At 67.0% G+C, this 23534-nt stretch carries 19 protein-coding genes and 1 tRNA gene; 13 read left to right on the top strand and 7 right to left on the bottom strand.

Annotated features, from left to right (window positions below; translation table 11 throughout):
* The first annotated feature begins 459 nt into the window (after nucleotides 1-459).
* The 4 genes from IPG05_07540 to IPG05_07555 all read left to right on the top strand — a co-directional run bounded on the left by IPG05_07540 (nucleotide 460) and on the right by IPG05_07555 (nucleotide 5646).
* Nucleotides 460-2715, top strand: coding sequence for a hypothetical protein (locus IPG05_07540; GenBank protein MBK6494942.1), 2256 nt, complete (start codon nucleotides 460-462; stop codon nucleotides 2713-2715).
* A 1161-nt stretch (nucleotides 2716-3876) separates the two neighbouring features.
* Complete coding sequence (locus IPG05_07545; GenBank protein ID MBK6494943.1) at nucleotides 3877-4245, top strand: hypothetical protein; 369 nt, start codon at nucleotides 3877-3879, stop codon at nucleotides 4243-4245.
* A gap of 52 nt (nucleotides 4246-4297) precedes the next feature.
* Nucleotides 4298-4370 (top strand) — tRNA-Ala (locus IPG05_07550).
* Nucleotides 4371-4383: 13 nt separating this feature from the next.
* The gene (locus IPG05_07555; GenBank protein MBK6494944.1) at nucleotides 4384-5646 is read left to right on the top strand and encodes a glycosyltransferase family 4 protein; all 1263 of its coding nucleotides are present in this window, start codon (nucleotides 4384-4386) and stop codon (nucleotides 5644-5646) included.
* Here IPG05_07555 and IPG05_07560 read toward each other — a convergent pair.
* From IPG05_07560 to IPG05_07585, 6 genes are all read right to left on the bottom strand, one after another.
* The gene (locus IPG05_07560; protein ID MBK6494945.1) at nucleotides 5630-7327 is read right to left on the bottom strand and encodes an ABC transporter ATP-binding protein; all 1698 of its coding nucleotides are present in this window, start codon (nucleotides 7325-7327) and stop codon (nucleotides 5630-5632) included. The genes IPG05_07555 and IPG05_07560 overlap by 17 nt on opposite strands.
* A gap of 186 nt (nucleotides 7328-7513) precedes the next feature.
* Complete coding sequence (locus tag IPG05_07565) at nucleotides 7514-9643, bottom strand: TonB-dependent receptor (GenBank protein MBK6494946.1); 2130 nt, start codon at nucleotides 9641-9643, stop codon at nucleotides 7514-7516.
* Nucleotides 9640-10650: an ABC transporter substrate-binding protein gene (locus tag IPG05_07570; GenBank protein MBK6494947.1), complete on the bottom strand. Its 1011-nt coding sequence runs from the start codon at nucleotides 10648-10650 to the stop codon at nucleotides 9640-9642. The genes IPG05_07565 and IPG05_07570 overlap by 4 nt, the downstream gene beginning before the upstream one ends.
* Nucleotides 10647-12251, bottom strand: coding sequence for a hypothetical protein (locus IPG05_07575; GenBank protein ID MBK6494948.1), 1605 nt, complete (start codon nucleotides 12249-12251; stop codon nucleotides 10647-10649). The genes IPG05_07570 and IPG05_07575 overlap by 4 nt, the downstream gene beginning before the upstream one ends.
* 41 nt (nucleotides 12252-12292) lie before the next feature.
* The gene (locus IPG05_07580; GenBank protein MBK6494949.1) at nucleotides 12293-13078 is read right to left on the bottom strand and encodes an ABC transporter permease; all 786 of its coding nucleotides are present in this window, start codon (nucleotides 13076-13078) and stop codon (nucleotides 12293-12295) included.
* Complete coding sequence (locus IPG05_07585) at nucleotides 13075-13905, bottom strand: ABC transporter ATP-binding protein (GenBank protein MBK6494950.1); 831 nt, start codon at nucleotides 13903-13905, stop codon at nucleotides 13075-13077. Before IPG05_07585 ends, IPG05_07580 begins: the two co-directional genes overlap by 4 nt.
* A 217-nt stretch (nucleotides 13906-14122) precedes the next feature.
* On the opposite strand from IPG05_07585, the gene IPG05_07590 reads away from it, so the two are divergent.
* From IPG05_07590 to IPG05_07605, 4 genes are all read left to right on the top strand, one after another.
* Nucleotides 14123-15361 (top strand): DUF3472 domain-containing protein, encoded by a 1239-nt coding sequence (locus IPG05_07590; protein ID MBK6494951.1) that lies wholly within the window; start codon nucleotides 14123-14125, stop codon nucleotides 15359-15361.
* Nucleotides 15362-15598: 237 nt separating this feature from the next.
* Nucleotides 15599-17230 (top strand): M20/M25/M40 family metallo-hydrolase, encoded by a 1632-nt coding sequence (locus IPG05_07595; protein MBK6494952.1) that lies wholly within the window; start codon nucleotides 15599-15601, stop codon nucleotides 17228-17230.
* 202 nt (nucleotides 17231-17432) lie between these two features.
* Entirely contained in the window at nucleotides 17433-18875 is a 1443-nt protein-coding gene (locus IPG05_07600; protein MBK6494953.1) for a peptidylprolyl isomerase, read from the top strand.
* Nucleotides 18872-19159, top strand: a complete 288-nt coding sequence (locus IPG05_07605) for a DUF167 domain-containing protein (protein ID MBK6494954.1) — start codon at nucleotides 18872-18874, stop codon at nucleotides 19157-19159. Before IPG05_07600 ends, IPG05_07605 begins: the two co-directional genes overlap by 4 nt.
* On the opposite strand, the gene IPG05_07610 is transcribed toward IPG05_07605, so the two are convergent.
* Entirely contained in the window at nucleotides 19142-19660 is a 519-nt protein-coding gene (locus IPG05_07610) for a hypothetical protein (protein ID MBK6494955.1), read from the bottom strand. The genes IPG05_07605 and IPG05_07610 overlap by 18 nt on opposite strands.
* 197 nt (nucleotides 19661-19857) lie before the next feature.
* Here IPG05_07610 and IPG05_07615 point away from each other — a divergent pair, with 197 nt between their 5' ends.
* From IPG05_07615 to IPG05_07635, 5 genes are read left to right on the top strand one after another with little or no spacing between them, the layout of a single operon-like run.
* Nucleotides 19858-20469, top strand: coding sequence for a superoxide dismutase (locus tag IPG05_07615; protein MBK6494956.1), 612 nt, complete (start codon nucleotides 19858-19860; stop codon nucleotides 20467-20469).
* A 10-nt stretch (nucleotides 20470-20479) separates the two neighbouring features.
* A complete protein-coding gene (locus IPG05_07620) occupies nucleotides 20480-20941 on the top strand; it encodes a redoxin domain-containing protein (protein MBK6494957.1) in 462 nt (153 codons plus the stop codon).
* A complete protein-coding gene (locus IPG05_07625) occupies nucleotides 20938-21429 on the top strand; it encodes a hypothetical protein (GenBank protein MBK6494958.1) in 492 nt (163 codons plus the stop codon). The genes IPG05_07620 and IPG05_07625 overlap by 4 nt, the downstream gene beginning before the upstream one ends.
* Nucleotides 21405-22865 (top strand): PAS domain-containing protein, encoded by a 1461-nt coding sequence (locus tag IPG05_07630; GenBank protein MBK6494959.1) that lies wholly within the window; start codon nucleotides 21405-21407, stop codon nucleotides 22863-22865. Before IPG05_07625 ends, IPG05_07630 begins: the two co-directional genes overlap by 25 nt.
* Nucleotides 22862-23530 carry a response regulator transcription factor gene (locus IPG05_07635; protein MBK6494960.1) on the top strand — a complete coding sequence of 223 codons (669 nt, stop codon included), beginning with the start codon at nucleotides 22862-22864 and terminating at the stop codon, nucleotides 23528-23530. The genes IPG05_07630 and IPG05_07635 overlap by 4 nt, the downstream gene beginning before the upstream one ends.
* Nucleotides 23531-23534 lie beyond the last annotated feature (4 nt).

Raw genomic sequence — 23534 nt, forward strand, 5'->3', positions numbered from 1 at the left:
AAGCTATCGCCCGCGTGGACTCCTTCCCACTCAACGCCCGCGGGCCTCTTCTCTTCCGGGGGGGACGTATTTACGGCTTCGTCACCGACCCAGACGGGATCAAATATCTGGTGGCGCTCGACATCGTGCGCTGACTCGAAACGAGCGCTCTAACAAGCGTTTGCTGCGGTCGGGGCCTGACGCCTCGGCCCACGCGCTGTAGACTCATTGAGGTACGCGCGGGCCTCGGCAGGCCCCGCCGCAGAAACGCACGACGTTAGGCCGACAGCACAACTCTATGGGGTGATGCAAAGATCGTTGGTGTGAGCGGCACCAATCGTACGGCAGGCCAGGACCTTGGGGGTTGGCCAGTCCCACACTCTCTCAGAGCAGAGCGCTATGCCAGGCACTAACCAGCTAAACGCCTTCTTCGCGTACCCGTCACATCCTCAGAGCATAGGGGAAACGATCCGGAGTTCGTTGGAAACGCTGCGAACGACACCAAATGCCCCGCGTGTTACGGCGTGGGAAGAGAATGATATCGCCGAAAGGTTCCTTTCTCAGCCAATTCTCGAGCAACTTGACTCGACAGACTTCCTTGTTGCCGACATTACACGCCTGAATTTCAATGTAGTATTCGAGATAGGCTACGCTATCGGGCGGAGTAAGCGCGTTGTCTTGGTCCGCAATCGCGCGTTGACCTCTTCTGATGCGCTTGTAAGGGAAATCGGACTCTTCGACACTCTTGGCTACTCCGAGTATTCGCAGACAGCAGAGTTGGTTGCCCTACTGAATGGGGTCACCGACACCCTTCCCATTCCTCTCTCCTCGTACCAAGTCAACAGTGGCTCGCCTGTCTACCTCGTGGTTCCCCGCATTAAGACTGACGCCGAAGTGCGCGTCCTTGGTAGACTCAAGAAGGCACGTCTACAGTTCCGATCTTTTGATCCCGAGGAACAAGGTCGACTTGCCGCGCTAGATGCGATTGAAAACGTTGCGAAATCACATGGTGTGGTTTTGTCCCTGCTACCGCGTGAACGCGTCGACGCGGAAGTCCACAATTTCAGGTCGGCATTTGTTGCCGGGCTTACAATGGCAATGGAGCGCACACTCTTATTGCTGCAGACGGGTGAGGACCCTGTTCCTCTGGACTACCGGGATTTGGTCCGCAGCGTCCGCTTTCCAAACCAGATCGATGAATACGTTGCGGACTTCGCCGCGAGCATTGGTGAACGCTTTCAGGCGATGTCACTTCCTATTGCAAGCACCAGTCGAACCTTCCTCGAGGAGCTCAATCTCGGGGCTTCCGCTGCTGAGAACGAACTCCTCGATTTAGGGCATTACTACCTGGAAACGGATGAATTTCGGCGAGCCTTGCGAGGCGAGGTGCGAATCATCACCGGGCGGAAGGGTGCCGGAAAGACTGCGCTATTCTCACAGCTTCGCGACCGGACAAGAAGGGACCGGAGCAAGCTGGTTCTCGATCTAAAGCCCGAAGGATTCCAGCTTCTGAAATTTCGTGAACGTGTGCTTGATTTCTTGGAGGAAGGATCGAGGGAGCACACCATCACCGCGTTTTGGGAGTACCTGCTCCTGTTGGAGATGTGCCAAAAGCTCCTCGAAAAAGATGTCGACAATCACATGCGGAACAGCATCCTCTACGCGCCATATCGCTTGATGGCAGATGCATATTTCAGCGGTGAAGACATCTCGGAAGGAGATTTTTCCGAACGGATGCTTGCTTTGACGCAACGCATCGCCGATGATTTTGAGGCCACGCACCGCACCAAGACAAAGGGGCTGCGCCTTAGTAGTGGCGAAGTCACCGAGCTCCTTCACCGTCATGATGTTGCTACCTTGCGAGATCGCGTCGCCGAGTACCTTGAGCTGAAGGATGGTGTGTGGCTGCTCTTTGACAACTTGGACAAGGGGTGGCCAGCGCAGGGCGTAACTGGCCAAGATGTGCTGACATTGCGGAGCTTGATTGATGCGATGGCGAAGATCGAGCACGCCATGCAGAAACGTGACATCGAATGCCATGGAGTGGTGTTCATCCGGAACGATGTGTTCGAGTTGCTGGTCGACAATTCACCTGATCGAGGCAAGGTCGCAAGTATCGCCCTGGATTGGACGGACCCCGATCTCCTGCGTGAAGTGCTACGCCGCCGTTTCGTGTACGGGGGTATCGATGACAAGACGACATTCGAGGACATCTGGCGCCAGCTGGTGGTGTCCCATGTCCAGGGCGAGGAATCATCTCAATACCTAATTGACCGGAGCCTGATGAGGCCGCGTTCATTAATCGAATTGTTGCGCTTCTGCCGGAGTCATGCGGTCAATCTCCGACACACTCGCATTGAGCTTGCGGATATCGAGCAAGGTGAAGAGGCATACTCGAGTGCCCTATTGGAAAATGTGAATTTTGAAGTGCGTGATGTCTATCCGGCCGCTGGGGACATCCTCTATGAGTTCATTGGAGCACGTGAGTTGCTTGTGGGCACGGAACTGCGTGCACTCATTGAGTCGAAAGCCGGTGATAGGTGGCACGGCCTTCTGGATCTCCTCCTTTGGTACGGCTTCGTCGGTGTTGTACGCGATGACGGAGACACCAGCTACATGTATTCCGTGAAATACGACATGAAGAGGCTGCGAGCGCTTGCCTTCAAGAACGAGCTCAAGGACACAATGTTCCGAATTAATCCCGCTTTCTGGAGGGCCCTGGAAGTTGTCCACTGACCAGGCTGCGGCCAGATATCACGTTTGTAGTGCAACACGATAGTTCACCGTCCATAGCATTCCTCCGGAGTGCGATAGCCCACGCGCTGTAGTCTTGTAGAGGTACGCGCCGGCCTCGGCAGACCCCGCCGCAGAAACCCACGCCGGTTCGCCCGCAGCGAAACCATCGTCTGCTCGATGTCGTACGCGGTCGAAACCCTTCAGTGGAGAGGTCCATGCCTCGCCAGGTGCCCGTGATCACGGTGGCGATACTCCTGTGCACCAGTGGGTGTGCCGGAAGGGCTCAGGCACCCACCGGTTTGGCTGCGGCTGCTCTGGCAAGTCCAGGGGTCACTTGGGTGCACCGGTCCACGCCAGGCTTCTGCGTGGCCTTTCTCGAAGGCAGTTACGCGGCCCGACAACAGGACAGTCTGTTGGCTCGGCTTGTGCCTGCAGCACGACACGCCGCGACGCTTCTTCAGGTTGAGCCCCCCACGGCTCCGATCGATCTGTTCTTCATCGAGTCCCGAGAACAGATGACCCAGTTGATCGGGGGACGGGCCACCGGACTTGCCGAACCGTCGACCTGCACCGTGCTCCTGGTCACCAACCACACGTGACGAGCCTTCGAACGACACGAGATCATGCATGTGATCGCTGGTCAGGCATGGGGGCAGGCTGGGCCGAACACGGACTGGCTGGTAGAGGGCGTTGCCCAGGCGGCTGATGGTCGGTGCGGCAGCTACTCCAACGCAGACGTTCTCATCGGCCTCGCAACACGTCGTGGTTGGATCCCGTTCTCAAGCGTGCTCACCAATTTCCAGGCCCTGCCAGATCTCCGGGCCTACCTGCATGCCGCGGGCTTCGTCGACTATCTCCTTCGCCGTGTTGGCCCGGGTCCCATCAAGGAGCTTTGGAGACACGGTGCAACCATGGATTCAATGGTGGCGGGGCACTCGCTCGTCTCCCTTGGGCAGGAGTGGCGCGGAAGCCTCCAGGAGGCATCGCACCCCAATCCGGATGAACTTGCCACCATTGAAGCGAAGGGCTGCGGTTAGACCCTGCGGTCTCACCAGCGCGTGCTGCTGCCGGTCCGCGGCGGCCGACAGCCCCTCAATGGACTGCGTGACGGCAGTGGGCGCGGTACGCCCCACGAGCAGGGCACACTCACTTGGGGAGGTCGTGGACAACCCGTTTCTCGGACTCGCGGCACGCAAACGGGCGCTCGAACGTCGGGCGCTCGAAGAGGGGATGAATGTCGCCGGACGGTGGCAGGCGCAGCTCCCGATGGTACGGGAGGTGCTCACCCAGTTCGGCGAAGCCCTCCTTCCCGGCGCCCAGGTCGTGGCCGAGGGCGACCGTCTCCTCCTGCGCGACGGCGCAGCGGTGGCGGTCGAGGTCTCGCTCGCCTATGACGAGGTGAAGCGCAAGATCCGCTTCCTGGTCACCCGGCGGCATGGGGCCGACGGTGCGCCGCCTTCGGTCGGGGTCGAGGCCCTCCGCGGCGACCTCATCGCCGCCCTGATCCAGCTCTTTCCGGAATGGCACTAGGGCGCCCGACGCCTTTATCCGCGGGCGCCACCGCACTACTTTGCGGGCTGACGGGGCGGTAGCTCAGTTGGGAGAGCACCTGCTTTGCAAGCAGGGGGTCAGGGGTTCGATTCCCCTCCGCTCCATTGGATTGTCACGATGCGCTTCCTGATGGTCTGCACGTTCTACCCCCCATACTCCTTTGGTGGCGACGCGATCAGCATTCGCGAATGGTCGCAGGCGCTCGTGCGCCGCGGCCACCACGTGACCGTGGTGCATGCTGCCGAGGCCTTCACGGCGCTCCACCCCGATCCGCTCCCCCCGCAGAGTTCGACCCCCGACGATGCCGGCATCGAGGTCATCGCCCTCCAGAGCCGTTGGCCGACCCTCTCCGCGGCGCTCGTGCAGCAGGTCGGCGCGCCCGTGTTGCATCGACGGCAGCTCCGCCACCTGCTGCAGCACGGCGGCTTCGACGTGGTGGTCTACCACAATCCCTCGCTGATCGGGGGACCGGGGATGCTCGCGTGGCCCACCACCGCCACGACGGTCTACGTGGCGCGGGAGCATTGGCTGGTCTGCGCAACGCACGTGCTGCTGCGCAACAAGCGCGAGCCGTGCACCACGCGAAGCTGCCTGCGCTGCAGCCTGGTCTATCGCCGGCCGCCGCAGCTGTGGCGCTACACCGGCGCGATGGCGCGCGGCCTGGCGAAGATGGACCTCGTCATCGCCCTGAGTGAATTCAGTCGCGACAAGCACCGCGAAGGCGGGGTGACCCGGCCCATGACGGTGCTGCCCAATTTTGTCCCCGACCAGCCGGCTCCCGTCGATCCCCTCGCCGAGCCGCACGGGCCGGCACGCCGACGGCCCTACTTTCTCTTCGTCGGGCGGCTCGAGCGCATCAAGGGGCTGGACGATGTCATCCCGCTCTTCCACGCACTCCCCGATGTCGACCTGCTGATCGTGGGGGAGGGGAGCGACGGCGACCGCCTCCGCGAGGTGGGGCGCGACGCGCCGAATGTGCACTTCCTCGGCCGGATCGCCCACGAGCGCGTCGCGAGCTATTACCGGGACGCGATCGCGACCGTGGTCCCCTCGCTTGGGTTCGAGGCGTTCGCGAGGGTGCTGATCGAGTCGATGCAGGCGGGGGTGCCGTTCGTGGCGCGCCGCATCGGCCCGGCCGTCGAGGTGGCCGCCGTCTCGGGCGCGGGAGAGCTCTTCGCCACGCCGGAGGAGCTCCTGCTGATCCTGCGCCGCCTGGTGGAGGATCGCGGGTATCGGGATCGGCTCGCGTTGCGCGCCTTGCCCGCCGTGGCGACCCACTGGTCCGAAACGGTGGTCGTCGAACAGTTCCTGGCCATGGTCAGGGCAGCACGCGAGCGTGGCGTGCCGGCCGGGACATCGCCGATCAGCTCGGAGGCGTGAGCTCCTCGCCGGGATTGGTGAAGCGATTCTGTTCGCGCCGGTACTGCCGCTGATAGAGCGCGTGATATCGGCCGCCCAGCGCCAGCAGTTGTTCGTGCGTGCCCGACTCAACGATCGCACCCGCCTCCAGCACCAGAATCCGATCGGCACTGGTGATGGTGGAGAGTCGGTGCGCGATCACGAAGGAGGTGCGTCCGCGGCGCAACGCCTCCAGCCCTTCCTGCACCATCGCCTCGCTCTCGCTATCCAGGCTGGAGGTCGCCTCGTCGAGCAGCAGGATCGCGGGGTCGGCCAGGATCGCCCGGGCGATTGCCACGCGCTGGCGCTGGCCACCGGAGAGCTTCACGCCGCGTTCGCCGACGATCGTGTCGTACCCCCCGGGGAACTGCGCGATGAATTCGTCGCAGTGCGCAATGCGACCGACCGCGCGGACCTGCTCCAGCGACGCCTCGGGGCGCGAGAAGCGGATGTTCTCGAGGATGGTGCCGTCGAAGAGGAAGTTGTCCTGCAGCACCATGCCGAGACGGCCGCGGAAATCGCGGAGGTGCAGCGTGGCGAGGTCCAGCCCGTCGATGCGGATGGTGCCGCTGGTGGGGCGATTGAAGGCCGTCAGCAACGAGAGGAGCGTGCTCTTGCCGGAGCCGGATGCCCCGACGAGGGCGGTCGTCGTGCCGGCGGGCGCGGTGAAGGAGACCTGACGCAGCACGGGGACACCCGGCACATACTCGAAGCTGACCTGCTCGAATTGCACCTCGCCGCGGAGCGGTGGCACGGCGACGCGGCCGGCGTCCTCCTGATCCTCGGTGGGGAGGTCGAGCAGTTCGCGGATCCGATCGAGGCCCGCAAATGCCTCCGCCACCTGGGTCCCCACCTGCGCGATCTGGATCAGCGGGGCCGCGACCAGTCCTGCAAAGAGGACGTACATGCCGAGGTCGCCCAACGTGAGCGTGCCGGCCCGCAGCGCATTGCCGCCCAGCAGGATCATGATCACCGCAATGGCACCGATCACCACCGTGGTCAGCGCACTGATCAGCGACCACCCCGTGATCGAGATGGCGCTGCTCCGAAGGATCCGGTGGATGCCGCGCGTGAAGACGAGATCCTCACGCCGCTCGGCGACGTAGGACTTGACGATGCGGATCCCACCGAGGGTCTCGGCCAGCCGTCCGGTGACTTCGGCGCTCTGCCGATTGCGTTCGCGGAAGACCGGCCGCAGTCTGGAGAAGGCGACGGCAAGCGTGGCGCCGAAGATCGCCAGCACCACCATGACCACGGCGGTGATTTGCCAGCTGATGTGGAGCAGCACCGCCAGGGCGGCGGTGGCGGTGAAGAGGCCACCGAGGAGCTCGATGAAGCCGGTGCCGACCAGATTGCGGAGTCCATCGGCGTCCGACATGATGCGAGACACCAGCACGCCGACTTGCGTCGCATCGAACTGCCGGACCGGCAGTCGCAACACGTGCGCTTCGACCCGTCGGCGCATGTTGGCGACGGCACGTTGGGCGGCGATGCCGAGCACCTGCGACAACGCGAAGCCGGTGCTCGCCTGAATCAGCGTGGCCAGCGCCACGACGCCAGCAAGCGGTAGGAGCAGGTCGTACTGACCGGCGACGATCACATGGTCGATCAGGTATTTCGACGACGCCGGCAGGACCAGCCCGGCGCCCCGACTGACCAGCATGAGGAGCACGCCGGCGCCGAGCCGGGCGCGATGCTGCCGCAACAAGTCGCGTGATTCCCGCCACGCGGTCTGCAGGGACGCGCGCTGGTGGCGCGTGTCCTCCGCGTTGGCCGGAACGAACTTGCCCTGGCCTTCGCCGCGGTGTGACGGCCTTATGCGCACGATGCCCCCGTCACGCGTCCGGGGTTACCACGACGACTTCAGGCCCACGGTGATCCACCGCGGCATCGCGACTTCCACGTAGCCGTTGGTGCTGCGGGTCACCTCGTACCGGGTGTCGAAGAGGTTCTCCACCTTGACGTAGGCCGTCGCCTGCGGGACGAGCTGGCGGGAGACGCGAACGCCGGTGACGAAGAAGCGCTTGAGTGGCGTGGTGTTCAGGTCGTCGTCCTGGCGCGCCCCCACATAGCGCTGCTCGACCGTGATCGTCGCCAGCCGCGGCTGGTCGAAGGTGATGGTTGCGCTGGCCATGTGCTTGGCCGCACCACGGGCGAGCTTGCCATCGATCTCGTCGCCGGGCGCGTCGACGCGCGTCGGGTTGAAGGTGTAGCTCCCCCAGATGCTCCAGTGTGCCGCCGGATGAAGCTCCAGCTCCGACTCGAGGCCGAGGGTGCGGAGGCCTGCGACGTTGCGGCGCTGCCGGCAGGCCTGGTTGCGGGGCACGGGGCCACATTCCGTGAAGACCTGCCCATTGGCCGTCGAGGTGCCGATGGTGTAATCGAGGATTGCATCCTCGACCTTGTTCAGGAAGGTGTTAAGGCGCAGCACCGTGGACCGCGAGGGGAGGAAGTCGACCCCAAGTTCCACGCCGCGCAACGTCTCCGGACGGAGTGACGGATTCGCCGCAATCACCGCACCGCGGGTCGAATAGTTCGTCTGGTAGAGTTCGAAGAGCGTCGGCGCGCGGAGGGCCGTGTAGGTCCCGGCACGCCACGTCAGCTGCGGTGAGCTCTCGAAGCGCACGCCCACGCTGTAGTTGAGGCGACTCCGCGTGGCGGTGGCATAGGCCGTGTCGATCACCGCGGTTCCCGCCGGGAGCGTGGTGTCGAGACGGTAGCCGTCAACATTCCGCATCCGGTCGCCACGCACCGCGACCTGCACCTGCCAGCGATCGGTCAGCCGAAGGTTGTCCTGCAGGAAGAGGCCACCCAGCTGCTGTCGTCCCCCGTTGCCGCGATTGAGCGTCCACACGCCGTTGGCGAAGTTGCCGAGTTCGTCAATCGTCCCGTCGGCGTTGGAGACGTCGAGTCCGGCCGCCAGCTGGTGGCGGCCGCCCACCAGCTGCGACCATTGCAGCGAGCCGGCGGTCACCGTGGCCGACTGCGTCTGATCGCGGTTGGGCGTCTCGGTATTGCGGTCGCTGGAAACGATGCCGCTGTGATTCAGGTAGTTGGTATGCGTCCGATAGCTGCGCAACGACCAGACACCACCTGCCGCCGAGAGCCAGCGCAGTCCCGCACGGAACTCCGACGCACTCGACGCGTTGCCGCCGCCAGGGGTCGGGCCACGGGCGTCGAGGTCGAAGTAGCTTCCGCTGGCCGTGGCCTGGAGCGACGACGAGAGGTCGTACGCCAACTGGCCGGTGACCACCTTGGTCTTGTCGCCCGAGGGGACGTCCACCGTGCCGCGCAGGTCGGGGCGGGTGACGAAGTAGCCGTCCGTGCCAGCCCAATCCGTCGTGATCGACCCACGGAGCCGTGACGCCACCACATTGCCCGTCAACGTGCCGCGGTAGCTGCCGCCCGTGCCCCCCTCCGCCTGCGCCTGCAGCCCCGAGACGGTCGGCATCCGCGTCAGGATGTTGACGACTCCCCCGAGCGACCGACTGCCCCAGATCATCGATCCGCCGCCGCGGATCACCTCGATCCGATCAACCAGGGCCAGGGGAATCCGATTCCATTGCATGTAGCCGTTGAACCCATCGTTGAGCGGCACGCCGTCAACGAGGATCAGCGTCCGTCCACCCGAACTGCCGGAGAGTCCGCGGAACGACGCCACGCGCCGGCCAGGGCTGCTGGCCGAGGCACTCTGGTGATCGCGCATGGTGAAGCCGGGGATGCGCCACAACAGGCTCGGCACCGTCGAGGCGCTGGTGGTCGCCAGATCCTGCCGCGTGATCGCCGTGACGTTGACGGGGCTTTGGCCGACCAATTCACTGACCCGCGAGGCGGTGGTGACAATCTCGCCGAGCTTGGTGACCGGACGCTTGAGCGCACTGTCCGGCGTCGCTTGCGCCGCGAGGAGGCCGGGCAGCAGTGCCATCGGCATCAGCAGCGTCGGTGTGGGGAAGCGGCGTGGCCGGGGCGTGGGGGTCATTGCGCGGTCCTTGGTGAAGTGCGGAGCAGGATCGTGTCGGTCGCGGCTACCAGCGTGGAGTCCCAGAACTGCGCCGGCGTCGCGGGAGTCGCGGCGAGCTTCTGTCCGACCAGCCACTGCTGGTAGGCCATCACGCCGTCGAGGTTCATCCGTCCGTCGGCACGGAAGGTCGGCCAGCAGGCGTTCGCGAGCGCGGTGGAATCCAGCCCGGTCGCACGCTGCAGTGCGGCGAGATTCGCCGACGTCTTCCCCTCGCTGAAGGTGGCCACACCCCGGCGGTACGCGGCAAGAAAGCGAATGCCGACATCCCGATCCCGGGTGAGCAGCCGTTCGCCGACAAGCAGTCCACCGATTTCCACGTTCGGCGTGGCGTCCTGCGAGCGCAACCAGAAAGTCCCGCTGCGGGTCGCTCGACTCAAGAACGGCTCGGCCAGGATCGCGGCGTCGAAGGTCCCCTTCGTCAACGCCTGTTCGGCCAACTCGGCCTGCAACCGGACCAGTTCGAAGGAGGCGAGGTGCAGTCCCTGCGACTCGAGGTCGCGGCTCATCAAATAGCGGAACATCCCATCGCTTGAGACGCGAATCTTGTGCATCAGGCGCGGCGCGTCGGCCGGCGAAAGTCCCGGGCGGAGCACCACGCCAACGTAGGGACACGCCGTCGGCGTCAGGGACACCGTCGACGTGATGAACTTCATGGCGCCGCCACGCACCATCGCCCCGAAGTAGCCGGCCTGAAAGAGCTCCACGGCCGCGTCGAGCTTGTTGGTGAGCAGCGCCACGAGCACGTCCTCGTGCTGGCGCACCGGCACGAACTCGATGGCCACGCCAGCCTCGCGGAAGTAGCCCGCCTCGGCGGCGAGCGACATGGCGGCCTGGCTGAGTCCCGTGGCATTGGCGACCCGCACGGTGTCGAGGTGCGGCGTGGCGGCCGTCCGGGTGTCACCGCCGCAACCACTGAGGATGGCGGCGAGCCCGGAGAGCGCAAGGCCACGACGAATGCGGATCATGCCACGACTCCAGAGGGGGGTGCCGGTGGGACACTGCCCGCGCGACTGGAGTGGAGCGGCATCACCTTGCCGCGAGCCGTCACATACGGGGCCTCGCGCCGCACCCGCAACGTACCAGCCTGCGTCCAGGCGTTGGACGCCGAGGCGCCGCCGGCATCGATCCGGCGCAGCGCGTCGAGCACGAGTTGCACCGCGGTGGCCTCGTCGACATCGGGAAGGTGTGGCGCGATCCGCAGGACCACCTGCGTGAATCCGCGCTCGTCCTCCAGCTCCTCGAGCTGATAGTCGAGGGGCGAGCCACCAAAGCGAGCTGGCAGGACCTCGTCGATCACCCGCTCGACATCGCTCCCGACCAGCGTGATCCCCTCGCCGGTGAGCTTCTTGAAGCTGCGGATCCCCCGGAGGTGCGTCGGATACCCCAGCCGCTCCCACGGGCAGCCGCAGGCGCGCTGTTCGATCACGCCGTAGTCGTCCGACTCCACGTTGATCAACACCTTGCCGGCCGTCGGGAGGAGGGTGGTGTAGCAGAAGGCGGCGACTTCGACGGCGAACCCTGGGACCGTGCGCGAGGACTGAATCACGGCCAGATGATCCTGGAGGAAATGCTGGTCATTGGGGTCGTCGGAATGCAGACACGCCGATCCGACTGACCCCACTTCCGAGAAGGAGTAGTTGGCGATGAACCGCGCGCCACTCCGCCGCACCATGGCGACCTTGGCAGGGGTTGGCGGCTCGCCCCCGCCTGCCATGATCGCGCCCTCGAGCGACAGGCCGGCGTCGATGGCGGCCGCCGCGACCCGGACCAATCGGCTCACCGGCGCGCGGACCACCGCCGTGCCCCCGGCGCGCGCCGTCTCGTGCGCCCAGCGCGCCAGGCGCTCGGCTTTGTCGAATGGGAGGAAGACCGGCCGGCGCACCGGGGCGCCGGTGAGTCGCGCCCACGCCACGGCGACCTCGGTGGCGTAGAGGAACCGTGATGACGTACCATCGCGGCCGCCGACGGAGGAGGTGAACCACCGCTCGAGGCGCTCGCCCGCCGGAATCGCCATCAGCGCATGCGTCAGTCCGTTGCCCGGCGGAATGTTCTGCCAGCGGGCGACCGGCGCGTCGAGGATGCCGTGGACGGCGCGAAAGGTCACCCGGTGCGGCATGCGCGCGCGCATCGCCATCAGGTCCATCCGCGCCCGGCGTGACGGGCCCGTGGTGCCGCCGGAGCCCACGGCGAAATAGCGTCGGTGCGTCGGGTTCGAGAAGTCATCCGCCGTGCAGGGGATCTCGCGCCCGTTCCGCACGATGGGTGTCCGTCCCTTGAATTCCTCGAAGGTGAGGTGCACACCGGCGTCGTGCAGCTGACGAAGTGTGGGTTCGAGCCCGTGGTCGGCGATCATCCGCTCCAGGTCGCCATACTCGCAGCGCGCCTCGGCCAGCAGGGCGCGGTAGGGACTCTGGGGATGCTCGACCACGCCACGCCGAACGAGGGTGAGGAAGTTCGCAGCGCGATGCGCGAGTCGGTCGACGAGGATCGCTTCTGCCTGCGCCGGTGACATCCGCTCACGGAGGAAACGCGGCAGTCCGAGCAGGAAGCGCCCGAAGGCGGTCACCTCCGAGGCGATGTTGTCCCCTGGCGTGGCACGGGCGGCGCTCAGATGCCGACGCCCGAGTCAGTCAGCCACGGCGCCCAGCGATGCGTCAGGGTCCGGATGGCCAGCGTGAGCGCCATGCCAACCAGCGCCACCACGATCAGCGTGGCATAGAGCTGTTCGATCCGGAAGACTTGCCAGGAGAGCCACAGCAATGAGCCGAGCCCGGTGTGCGCGGAAATCATCTCCACGCCGATGGCAGAGAGAAATGCCACGTTGGCCGAGATGCGCAGGCCGGTGAGGACCAGTGGCAGGCTGCCCGGGAGGAGGATGCGAAAGAACATTGCCCGAGTTCCGGCGCCGTAGTTGCGCGCCAGGTCGAGCTGTACCGGACTGATCGCCTGCACACCGGCCATCGTGTTGATGAGGCTCGGGAAGAATGCGCCGATGGCGATTGCCGCGATCTTCGACTCTTCGCCGATGCCAAGGAGGACGATCAGGATCGGGAAGAGGGCGATCTTCGGAATCGGGTGAATCCCCGCCACGATCGGATCGATCGCTCGGCGAAGTGTCGGCCACCACCCCATCGCGAGGCCGAGCGCCACGCCGACACCAGCGCCGAGGAGCAGGCCGATAGTCAGCCGGAGCAGCGTCGCGCTCAGATTGGTGAGCATGACCCCGTTCGCCAGCAGCGCCAGCAGTTCGCGCAGAATCGTGGTCGGGGCCGGGGTGAGCAGCGGGGAGACGCCGCCCCACCGGACGCCGGCTTCCCACGTGCCGAGGAGTGCCACGACCACGGCCGGGGAAATCCAGGCCAGCCGATCGGGGGCGCGCGTGGCCGCTCTCATCGCTCGGTGAGCCCGCTGCCGACTTCCTCACCGAGCAGGTGCCAGATGTGCGAGATCAATTCCTGCGCCTTGCGCGAGACGTCGCGGGGGTCGCGCGGCCGCCCCACGGTGACCGGGATCTCCTCGCGGATCCGCCCGGGGTGGCCGCTCATGACCACGACACGATCGGCGAGCAGCACGGCCTCGTGAATGTCATGCGTCACGAAAAGGACCAACCGCTTGCTCTCCGACCAGACGCGCAACAACTCCGTCTGGAGCACCCAGCGCGTCTGCGCGTCGAGTGCGCCGAATGGTTCGTCCATCAGCAGGATCGGCGATTCCGCCACGAAGGCACGGCCGATGCCGACACGTTGCCGCATGCCGACCGAGAGCTCGTGCGGGAAATGGTGCGCGTACCGTGCGAGGCCCACCCGTTCCAGGTAGCGCTGCGCCCGCTCGCGGCGCTCGGCGCGACCGACGCCTTGCATCTCCAGTCCGAAGGCGACGTTGTCGACGACACTCATCCAGGGAAAGGTGCCGTTCTCCTGCACGACCAGGCCGCCGCGCGGGCTGCCCGCCCCGCCGGGGACGTCACCATAGAGGATGCGGCCAGAGGTCGGCGTCATCAGCCCGGCGATGGCCCGGATCAACGTCGACTTGCCGCAGCCACTCGGACCCACCAGCGACACGAATTCCTGCGGGCGGAGCGAGAGCGAGATTCGATCGAGGGCGGGGACCGAGCCGCGTTCGCTGCGATAGGAGCAGCTGAGTTCCTGGCAGTGGACCGAGAGGCCCGGACCAGTCGTGGTGACTGACAGCTCACCCTTGCGCTGGGGCTGGCTCGTCATGCGGGGCCGACCGGCCGGGCGGCATGGCGAGCGAGGGAGCGGGGGGCGGTCTTGTGGGCCGGGGAGTGCATGGCCCAAAATTGTCCTCCCGTCGGGTCATTGTCCAAATGGAGATTCTATATTGCCGAGCGTTCGGGCACCGAGTCGGGTACCGACCGCCCCCTCTGAATCTCCGGCGGCCCTACCAGTCGCGAAGGCATCTCCCATGATGAAGCCGTTGCTTGCCGTGGCCCTCCTCCTCCCGATCGCCCCGACGGCTGCGCCCGAGGAGCTGCGGATCCCGGCAGCCACGGGCTATCTGGTGCCGATGCCGGACGCCGTGCCCGTCTCGCCAGATCGGCCAATCCGGCCCTTCGTGGCGGCGGGGGCAGGCATCGCGTGGTTCGGCGACTTTGGCAGAGCCGGTGAACTCGAAGTCGCAGTCGCGATCCGAGCGGAGCCGGGGGATACCCTGCGCCTCTACCTCAGTGTGGCGTCCTCCCGGCTCGAGGCCGTGGTGGTCGGCACGGGGGAGGAAGCTCGGGTCGCTCTCGGGCGGGTGACGCTTCCTACGACTGGGTACCATCGCTTCCTGCTGACCGCCGAGGGCCGGCGCGCGGACGCCGCCGAGGTGCGTGCGCTGCTCGTCGAGGGAGCGTCGCTGCCGCAGGCTCACTTCAATCTTGATGCCCGCCGCAACGCAGCCAGTGTGCATCTTCGCTTTCCGGTCGACACGACATCGGTTGTCACCGGTTTCTATGATGAAGTGACGGCGGTCGACGATCCCGTGACGACGTACTACATGGCGACCGGTTTCGCGCGCGGCTACTTCGGCATGCAGGTGAACTCGGCGACGGAACGGCGCATCATCTTCTCCGTCTGGGACGCGGCCGGTGGCACGAATGCCAGGGACCGCAGCACGGTGGCTGCGGAGAACTACACCCAGCTGGTGGCCAAGGGCGAGGGCGTCGTCGCAGAGGTCTTCGGCAACGAAGGCACCGGCGGGCACTCACACCTTGTGTATCCGTGGAAGACGGGGTCGCGGCAGCGCTTCTTCGTGGCGGCCCGGCCGGAAGGGAGTGCGACGATCTACAGCGGATACTGGTTTCATCCCGACAAGCAGGCATGGGTGCTGATCGCATCGTTTCGCGCCGCCAAGGACGGCCAAGGACTGCGGCGCCTGTACGCGTTCAGCGAGAACTTTGGGGGGAGCACCGGCCACCTGCGCCGGAAGGCGCTGTTCGGACCGCAATGGATTCGGCTGGCCGACGGACGATGGCGGGAGCTTACGACAGCCACTTTCTCGCACGACGCGACCGGCAAGGAAAATCGCGGCGACCGCTTCATGGGGGTCGAGGAGGGGCGCTTCTTCCTGAGTCACGGCGGCTTCGTGCCGGGGTGGACCTCCGCTGGGGCGGTCTTTACTCGGCCAGCGACCGGCGTGCCACCACGGATCACGCTACCCGGCGAACGCTAGCCGGGCGACGTGCCGGGACCGGACGACTGTCCGACCCCGGCGAGCCCGCTGTCGTTACGGCAAGATGATGACGTTGCTGCTGCCCAGGGCGACCGTCTGCCGGCATAGCATCAACGTCTCCCGCGCAGGGTGCGTATCGCTTTGATACGTCCGTTCGGCCGGGGGTGACTTCCGCTGTTCCGGACGGCATAGTTCGTCGGTTCCCTGCCGCCTGTCCCCAATCCGGAGTTCCCACTGATGTCGCACGCTTTCGTGCCGCGCTTTGTCCCGGCGCTCCGCGCCGCCGTGGCGCTTGCCCTTGTTGCACCGACTGCTCCCCTCCTTGCGCAGGAGAAGGTGGACGTCGCCACGATCGAGAAGATCAAGTCCGAGGCGATGGATCGTTCGCAGGTCATGGACATCATGAGCTGGCTGACCGACGTCTACGGGCCGCGGCTCGCCTGGTCACCGAATCTCACCAAGGCCGGCAACTGGGCCGCCACCACGATGAAGAGCTGGGGCCTCAGCAACGTCGCCCTCGAGCCGTGGAGCACGCCGGCGGGCCTGGGTTGGGAAAACCAGCGCTTCACCTTCGTCGCCACGGCGCCGAACTTCTTCCAGGTGCTCTCCGCACCGCGGGCCTGGTCGGCGGGCACCAAGGGAAAGGTGGCGGGCGGGGTCGTGATCGTGCCGACCGACACGGCGATGACCCTCGAGTCGTTCAAGGCGAAGTACGCCGGCAAGATCAAGGGGAAGTTCATGATGCTGACGGCGCCGAACGGGCTGCCGTCGCAGAAGTTCACCGCTGACGCCGTGCGGCTCACCGACGAGCAGCTGGCGCAGATGGCCGCGATCGCGCCCCCTGCACCGGGCGGCGGGCGTGGCGGTGCACCGGGCGGCGGACGGGGTGGCTTCGGCGCCGGCGGCCTGCGACGCTTCAACCTGACGACCGACACGTTCGCGCTTCGCTTCATGGAGCAGCAGGGCGTGGCCGCGGTGCTGATGCTCGCGCGCGGCAGCGATGGCACGATCTTCACCGACAACGGTGCCAAGCGCGACATGAAGGCGCCGCAGGTGCCGATGGTGCACGTCAGCTACGAGTCGTACGGGCGGATCTGGCGCATGGCCGACAAGAACGTGCCGGTCCAGCTCGAACTCGAGATGCAGAACCGCTTCATCCCGGCGGACTCGACGTCGTTCAACGTGATCGCCGAGATCCCCGGCACCGATCCGGCGCTCAAGGACGAGGTCGTGATGATCGGCGGCCACTTCGATTCGTGGCATGCCGGCACCGGCGCCACCGACAACGGCGCCGGGTCGGCGACGATGATGGAGGCGATGCGGATCCTGAAGGCGCTCGACCTGAAGCCGCGCCGCACCATCCGGATCGGACTGTGGACGGCCGAGGAAGAGGGGCTGATGGGGTCGCGTGCCTACGTCGCCAAGCACTACGGCAAGCGTGACTCGACGGGTCTCCAGGTCACGCCCGAGCAGGCCAAGTTCGCGGCCTACTTCAACGTCGACAACGGCGGCGGCAAGATCCGCGGCGTCTACCAGCAGCTCAACACCGCTGTCGCGCCGATTTTTCAGGCGTGGATGGCGCCGTTCAATGCCGGCGGGATGAAGACGGTGACGATCTCGACCACTGGCGGCACGGACCACCTGTCGTTCGATGGCGTCGGACTCCCGGGGTTCCAGTTCATCCAGGATGGCCTCGACTACGGCACCCGGACGCACCACACCAACATGGACGTCTACGAGAAGATCCAGCCCGAGGACATGAAGTGGAATGCGGCGGTCCTCGCGGCGTTCGCGTGGCAGGCGGCGCAGCGGGACGAGAAGTTGCCGCGGAAGCCTGAGCCGGCTCCGGCGGCGCGGCCCACGCCCTAGTCCGCTGCTCCCTGAGGGTCCGGGGGCGGCGGTGGGGTGGAGGCGGGGGTGTCGGGACGGGGCGGGGGTGCCTCCGGTCCCGGCACCCCCGCCTCCACCGCGTTCTGGCCCACCCTTTGCCACGTCGGGACCCATGGCCAAGTTTCCTCCATTGCCGGAACTGATCGGGGCGCCAGCCCCCTCCTCGAGCCCCAGACCCCACATGCGCGCATTTCCTCGCTCCATCCGGTCGCCCCTGTTCCTGGCGGCGTTGGTCCTCGCCGCGGCCTGCGGCAAGGATGCCGTGCCGCAGGATGCCCTTGATGCCACCGTCGTGCAGGTCGGGGACGCCAAGCTGACAGGCAAGGTGCTCCAGCAGTGGCTCCTCAAGTCGCCGGTGGCACCGGTGGCCTCGACGGCCTCGATCCTGGTCGGCTCCTGGCTCGACGCGGCGCTGCTCCAGCAGTCGAAGGTCACCGGGCTGTCGCTGAACGATTCCGCGCTGACCGACGCCGCCATTGGTCCCGACGCGGCGCGCGGCATGATCCTCGAGTTCTGGGCGGGTCGGGCCAACGCGCGACCGGCCCCCACCGACGGCCAGGCCGATTCGCTGGCCAAGGCGGACAACGTCCGCGTGCTGCAGCATTTCTTCCTGGCGATCCCGCGCGGCGCCGACTCGATGACGGTCGTGGGGGTCGCCAATCGTGCGCGCGCGATCCTCGAGCGTGCCAAGACCGAGGACTTCACCAAGTTGGTCCGGGAGGCCTCGGAGGATTCCGCGACGCGCGCCTCCGACGGCTTCCTCCCGGCGGTCGCGCGGGAGGAGGTGCCGCCCCAGATTCGCGGTGTGGCGTGGAGCCTGGAGGAGGGCGCCGTCTCGCGGATCATCCCGTCGCCGATCGGCCTTCACATTGTGCGCCGAGCGACGTTGGCGGAGTCCCGTCGTGGCTTGAAGCGGTGGCTCGCCCCGCGCTACAGCCGACGCGCCGACTCCACCTACGTCGACTCCCTCGCCCGGGCGGCGCAGATGGTCATCGCCGAGGATGCCCGCGAACGGGTCCGCGCGATGCTGCACGAACCGCTGCGGGTGGGTGGCGGCGGGCCGCTGGTCACGTGGACGGGCGGCGCCTTGACGCCTGATCTGGCGCACGACTGGGTCGTGATGATTCCCTCCACGGAACGAGCCACCCTCGCGGTCGCCTCGGATTCGGCCATCACCTCCTTCCTGCGTGAGATGATGCAGCGCGAGCTGATCCTGGCGCGGGCCGGTGCGAGTCACCAGGTCGGGGCGAAGGCGCGTGGATTGCTCGCGCCGCAGTACCATTCCGCGGTCGCGGAACTCCTGACTGAATTTGGCATCCGCACGGCGGGGGTGCCGGCGGCCCTGGCGCCCTCGGTGTACGTCGATTCGCTGGTGCTGGGACGTTCGCGCTATCGGCCGCTGCCGGGCGCGCTCTCCGGCGTGCTGCGCAGCAAGTTCGAGGTGAGCATCGATACGGCCTCGATCAGCAAGGTGGTGAAGGCCACCCAGACGCTCTGGGCGGAGCTGCATGCCAACGACACGACCACGACGCAGCCCGGCGCGCCGCAGGCACCGGGCGTGACGCCCGCCGCCGGTGGCCCGCCGGTGACGGCACCGACCGTCGGGGTGCCGAAGCGCCCGTGAGCATTCGCGCCGTGCCCGGCGGCGTGCAGCTGGCGCTGCACGTGCAGCCGGGGGCGCGCACCACCGCCGTGGCGGGTCGCCACGGCGACGCGATCAAGGTGCGCCTCGCCGCGCCGCCCGTTGATGGGCGCGCGAATGAGGCGCTGCTGTTGTTTGTGGCGGAGGTGAGCGGGGTGCCTGTCCGCGCCGTGACGATGGTGCGGGGGGCATCGTCCCGTGCGAAGGTCATCGAGGTCCAGGGGCTGACGGCCGCGCGCGCGGCGACGCTATTCCTCGGGGGGTGATCCTTCCGGCAAGCCGGCCTGCTCGGCGATCCGCCGGGCGGCCACGGCCAGCAGTTGCCGAAGGCGGCGACGTTCCGCGGCGGGGTAGGGATGCCGTGGCGAGAGTCGATTCCATCCTTCGGGGCCATGACCGACCCAGAGGACATCGAGGACCAGGATCAGTTCGCGGGCAATCACGCTGAGCGGACAGACGATGGCGACAGTCCGCTCCTGCGACAGCGTCATTTCGGCCGTGCCCGAGCGGCGGTCGGCCCAGCTGTGGATCCGCAGCTGGACCAGTTCGTCCTGACGCTCGAACGTCCACTCGTGCACCCCCGGGGCATCCTCCAACACCACCGTCGCCCGTTCCGCGCCCTCGAGCAGGGTGACAGCGGCGCGGGTGAGGTCGCCGAGCGCGTCGGTGTCGTCCGTGGCCTGCATCGCCACCCGCAGGTCATCCGCCTCCAGCGCGACCACGGCACGACCGGGTGTGGTGAGGGCGAAACGGAGCGAAAGAGCCATGCGGGTCGTGGTCCGGAAGAGGGGGTGACTATGCCTGAGTATCGGCACCGTGTGTGGCGGGATGGAAGCGGCGCGTCGCCACAGCGGAAGTTGCCTCGAACAGGCACGTGCCGGAAGGGGAGCGGACCGCGTTGCCCTCCCTCCCGCCGTCGCCCATATTCGAGGTGTGTCTCCAATATCCCCCCAGGAGTTTCCCCATGTCGTTCTCGCTGCCCCCTCTCCCGTACGACTACACTGCGCTTGAGCCGCACATCGACGAACAGACGATGCGGATTCACCACGACAAGCACCACGCCGCGTACGTCACCAACCTGAATGCGGCGCTCGAAGGGCAGGACGCCCTGCTGGCGATGCCGATCGAGCGCCTGATCGCCGACTTGGCGCAGGTCCCCGAGGCGAAGCGGACGGCCGTCCGCAACAATGGTGGCGGCCACGCCAACCACACGCTGTTCTGGGAGATCATGGCGCCGGGCGGCGCGACGGCGCCCAGCGGTGATCTTGCCGCGGCGATCGAGTCGACCTTCGGCTCCTTCACCGGCTTCCAGGAGCAGTTCCTCAAGGCGTGTACCACCCGCTTCGGCTCCGGCTGGGCCTGGCTCTCGCGCGCGGCCGACGGCACGCTGCTCGTCGAGAGCACCGCGAATCAGGACTCGCCGCTGATGGAAGGGCGCACCCCGTTGCTCGGCTGCGATGTCTGGGAGCATGCGTACTATCTCCACTACCAGAACCGTCGTCCCGATTACGTCGCGTCGTGGTGGCATGTCGTCAACTGGACCGAGGTCGGCCGTCGCTTCGCGGCGGGCCGCTGAGGGGCGCGCAATGACCACCCCAGCGATCGGATCGCCAGCACCAGACTTCACGCTTCCGTCGACCTCCGGGTCCGATGTCACGCTCTCGAGCTTTCGCGGCAGCAAGCACGTCTTGCTGGCCTTTTTCCCGGCCGCGTTCTCCGGCGTCTGCACGGCCGAGATGTGCGCGATCTCGGAGGAGTACAGCCGCTTCACCTCGGCAGACTCCGTGGTCCTCCCGATCAGCGTGGACTGGGTCCCGGCGTTGAAGGCCTTCAAGGCGCACGAGCAGATGACGGTTGATCTGCTGTCCGACTCCAAGCGCGAGGTCGTCAGGGCGTACGGAGTCTATCTCGACGCGGCCTTCGTCTCGAAGCGCGCCTACATTCTCATCGACAAGGCCGGGATAGTGCGGTGGGTCCATGTCGAGTCCGAGCTGGGTCACTCACGGCCCAACGGCGAACTGCTCGAGCAGCTCGCGGCGCTCGGGTGACTGCGTCCGGCCACGTCGGCACCTGGCGTCGGCTGGTCGGGCTCGCGGGGGTCGTCGCGCTGACGGCCTGCCAACTCGACGTGCGCCCACCGAGTGGCTCCCGGCGCGATGACGCGGCCGCGCAGGGCGCCGTCGACGGGTTCTATCGCGCGCTGGCGGCGCGCGACACCGTGGCACTCGAACGGGTGGCCTTCACCGGAGGGAGCGCATTGCTCGATGCCACGGGGCGTGACGTGACGCTGGTGCCGATGCTGGCGCTGCTCGGTGTGCCGGAGCGCCGCTCGACCGGGACGCCGCCGCGGCTGGTGCACACCGAATTGCGTGTCGACGGCAACACCGCCGTGGCACGCGTCATCCTCACGGCGCCAGCGGCTGGCGGCGCCGGCGAGGTGGAAGCGGCTGACCTGCTCACCCTCGGTCGGCGCGACGGGACGTGGCGGGTCGCGCACACCCAATTCGGGTCATGGCGGACACGGTCGGCACCCTGATTCCCGCCGCGCCGCTGCTGGCGCCGCCGCTCGCCGTCGTGGTGGGCGCTGCGCGCGTGCTCGGCGCAGCCGGCACCTCGGCATCTCGCCTGCGCGCGCTCTGCGAACACCTGCGCAACACGCTGCCGGCCGACGAAGTGCGGCTCCGCTCAGGCGAGCGTCGCGCCGGTGTCCCGCGCGAGCCGGCTGCCGACCTCTTCGCGGTGGCGGTGCCGTGGCGCACCGATCAGCCGGCGGTGCTGGAGGTGCTGGGGAGCCGTCGTCCCCCGGCCGAGTTGCGGCCGGTCCTCGAGGCCGTCGCGGCGTTGCTGGCCACCGTCCTGCCGGTCCTCGAAGAGGGCAGCACGGATGAGCAGGGGCTTGAGCGTCGCCTGGCACGACTCACCATCGATTCGTTGCCGGTCGGCCTGTACGTCGTGGATCGACAGTACCAGATCGTGGTCTGGAATCGGAAGCGGGAAACCGGGACGCAGGGGCTCCGACGCGACGACGTGATCGGCCGCCCGGTCGTCGACGTGCTCCATCGCCAGGACGCGGCGGCGCTCCTCGCCGAATTCGACCACGTCTTTCGGACCGGCGAGGTCTTCGAGACCGAACAGGAAGTCTCGGCCGACACGGAGCGCCGCATCTTCCGCACCTCGCGCCTGCCGATGCGGCTCGAGGGTGATGGCATCAGCCACGTCATCACCATCGGCGAGGACGTCACCGAGACGCGCGCGCTCCAGCGCGCGATGCAGCAGACGGAGAAGCTCGCCGCCGTCGGGCAACTCGCGGCCGGCGTCATGCACGAGATCAACAATCCCCTCGCCACGATCGGCGCCTGCGTCGCGGCGATTTCGTCGCGCCTGGGGGCCTCGGCTGAACCGGTGGTCCGGGAGTATCTCGACATCATCGAGAGCGAAGTCGTGCGGTGCACCAACATCGTCGATGGCCTGCTCGACTTCTCCCGCGCCGGACGCGCCGGCGGCGCGATGGAGCCGACCGACATCCACGGGGTGATCGAGCGGACGCTGTACCTGCTCAAGCATCACCAGCGCTTCCGCCGCCTGCAGGTGATCCGGGACTTCACCGAGCCGCTGCCGCAGGTGATGGGCAACGCCGAGCGGTTGATTCAGGCCGCGATGGCCATCCTGCTCAACGCCGCCGATGCCACGGGCGGCCGCGGGCAGGTCGTGGTGCGCACGCGGGTCGAGGGGACCTTCGTGGTGGTGGAATTCCAGGACGACGGACCGGGCATTCCGCCCGACGTCCTCCCGAAGGTGTTCGAGCCGTTCTATACCACGAAGGGCCCCGCCCGCGGCACCGGACTCGGCCTCGCCATCTGCTACGGAATCGTCGCCGACCACCAGGGGCGGCTGGATGTGCGCAGCGAGTCCTCCCGCGGCTCGGTCTTCCGGATGGCACTCCCCATCGCCCGCGAGGGACGGACCTCATGAAGCTGCTGGTGGTGGAGGACGACCGGACCGTTGGTCAGTACGTCAAGCGCGGGCTTGAGGAACAGCAATACCTCGCCGATTGGGTCGGGGACGGGGCGGAGGCGTTGCGGTTGATGACCGCGACGGCCTACGACCTGATCATTCTCGACCTGCGGCTGCCGGGGATGACCGGGCTCGAAGTGCTGCGGACGCTCCGCGACCGCGGCCTCACGATGCCGGTGCTGGTGCTGACTGCGCAGGACAGCGTCGAGTTCAAGGTCGACGCGCTGCGGGCCGGCGCCGATGACTACGTCACCAAGCCGTTCGCCTTCGACGAACTGCTGGCGCGCATCGAGGCGATCTCGCGCCGACCCCGCCTCCTCTCCTCGCGATCGCTGCGCGTCGCCGATCTCGAAGTGGATCTGGATGCCCGCGAAGTGCGCCGGGCCGGCACGCTGGTGGAGCTCACCCCGAAGGAATACGCCGTCCTCGAGTACCTCATGCGGCACCAGGGTCGCGTCATGTCGCGCACGCTGATCACTGAGTATGCGTGGGACTATCACTTCGACCCGGGCACCAACATCGTCGACGTCGTGATCAACCGCCTCCGGAAAAAGGTCGACGCCGGCGCCACGCAGAAGCTGGTGCACACGGTCCGCGGTGTCGGATACGTCGTGAAGGGCTAGCGTC

The organism is Gemmatimonadota bacterium (assembly GCA_016704275.1).
In the GTDB taxonomy this organism is placed as follows: Bacteria; Gemmatimonadota; Gemmatimonadetes; order Gemmatimonadales; family GWC2-71-9; genus Palsa-1233.

What these genes read in the sequence shown, in the direction of transcription:
- IPG05_07630 (MBK6494959.1), top strand. Translation starts at nt 21,405, where the DNA reads ATGGCGGACACGGTCGGCACCCTGATTCCCGCCGCGCCGCTGCTGGCG.
- IPG05_07565 (MBK6494946.1), bottom strand. Translation starts at nt 9,643, where the DNA reads ATGACCCCCACGCCCCGGCCACGCCGCTTCCCCACACCGACGCTGCTG.
- IPG05_07595 (MBK6494952.1), top strand. Translation starts at nt 15,599, where the DNA reads ATGTCGCACGCTTTCGTGCCGCGCTTTGTCCCGGCGCTCCGCGCCGCC.
- IPG05_07635 (MBK6494960.1), top strand. Translation starts at nt 22,862, where the DNA reads ATGAAGCTGCTGGTGGTGGAGGACGACCGGACCGTTGGTCAGTACGTC.
- IPG05_07585 (MBK6494950.1), bottom strand. Translation starts at nt 13,905, where the DNA reads ATGACGAGCCAGCCCCAGCGCAAGGGTGAGCTGTCAGTCACCACGACT.
- IPG05_07580 (MBK6494949.1), bottom strand. Translation starts at nt 13,078, where the DNA reads ATGAGAGCGGCCACGCGCGCCCCCGATCGGCTGGCCTGGATTTCCCCG.
- IPG05_07560 (MBK6494945.1), bottom strand. Translation starts at nt 7,327, where the DNA reads ATGCTGGTCAGTCGGGGCGCCGGGCTGGTCCTGCCGGCGTCGTCGAAA.
- IPG05_07620 (MBK6494957.1), top strand. Translation starts at nt 20,480, where the DNA reads ATGACCACCCCAGCGATCGGATCGCCAGCACCAGACTTCACGCTTCCG.
- IPG05_07615 (MBK6494956.1), top strand. Translation starts at nt 19,858, where the DNA reads ATGTCGTTCTCGCTGCCCCCTCTCCCGTACGACTACACTGCGCTTGAG.
- IPG05_07570 (MBK6494947.1), bottom strand. Translation starts at nt 10,650, where the DNA reads ATGATCCGCATTCGTCGTGGCCTTGCGCTCTCCGGGCTCGCCGCCATC.
- IPG05_07555 (MBK6494944.1), top strand. Translation starts at nt 4,384, where the DNA reads ATGCGCTTCCTGATGGTCTGCACGTTCTACCCCCCATACTCCTTTGGT.
- IPG05_07600 (MBK6494953.1), top strand. Translation starts at nt 17,433, where the DNA reads ATGCGCGCATTTCCTCGCTCCATCCGGTCGCCCCTGTTCCTGGCGGCG.
- IPG05_07610 (MBK6494955.1), bottom strand. Translation starts at nt 19,660, where the DNA reads ATGGCTCTTTCGCTCCGTTTCGCCCTCACCACACCCGGTCGTGCCGTG.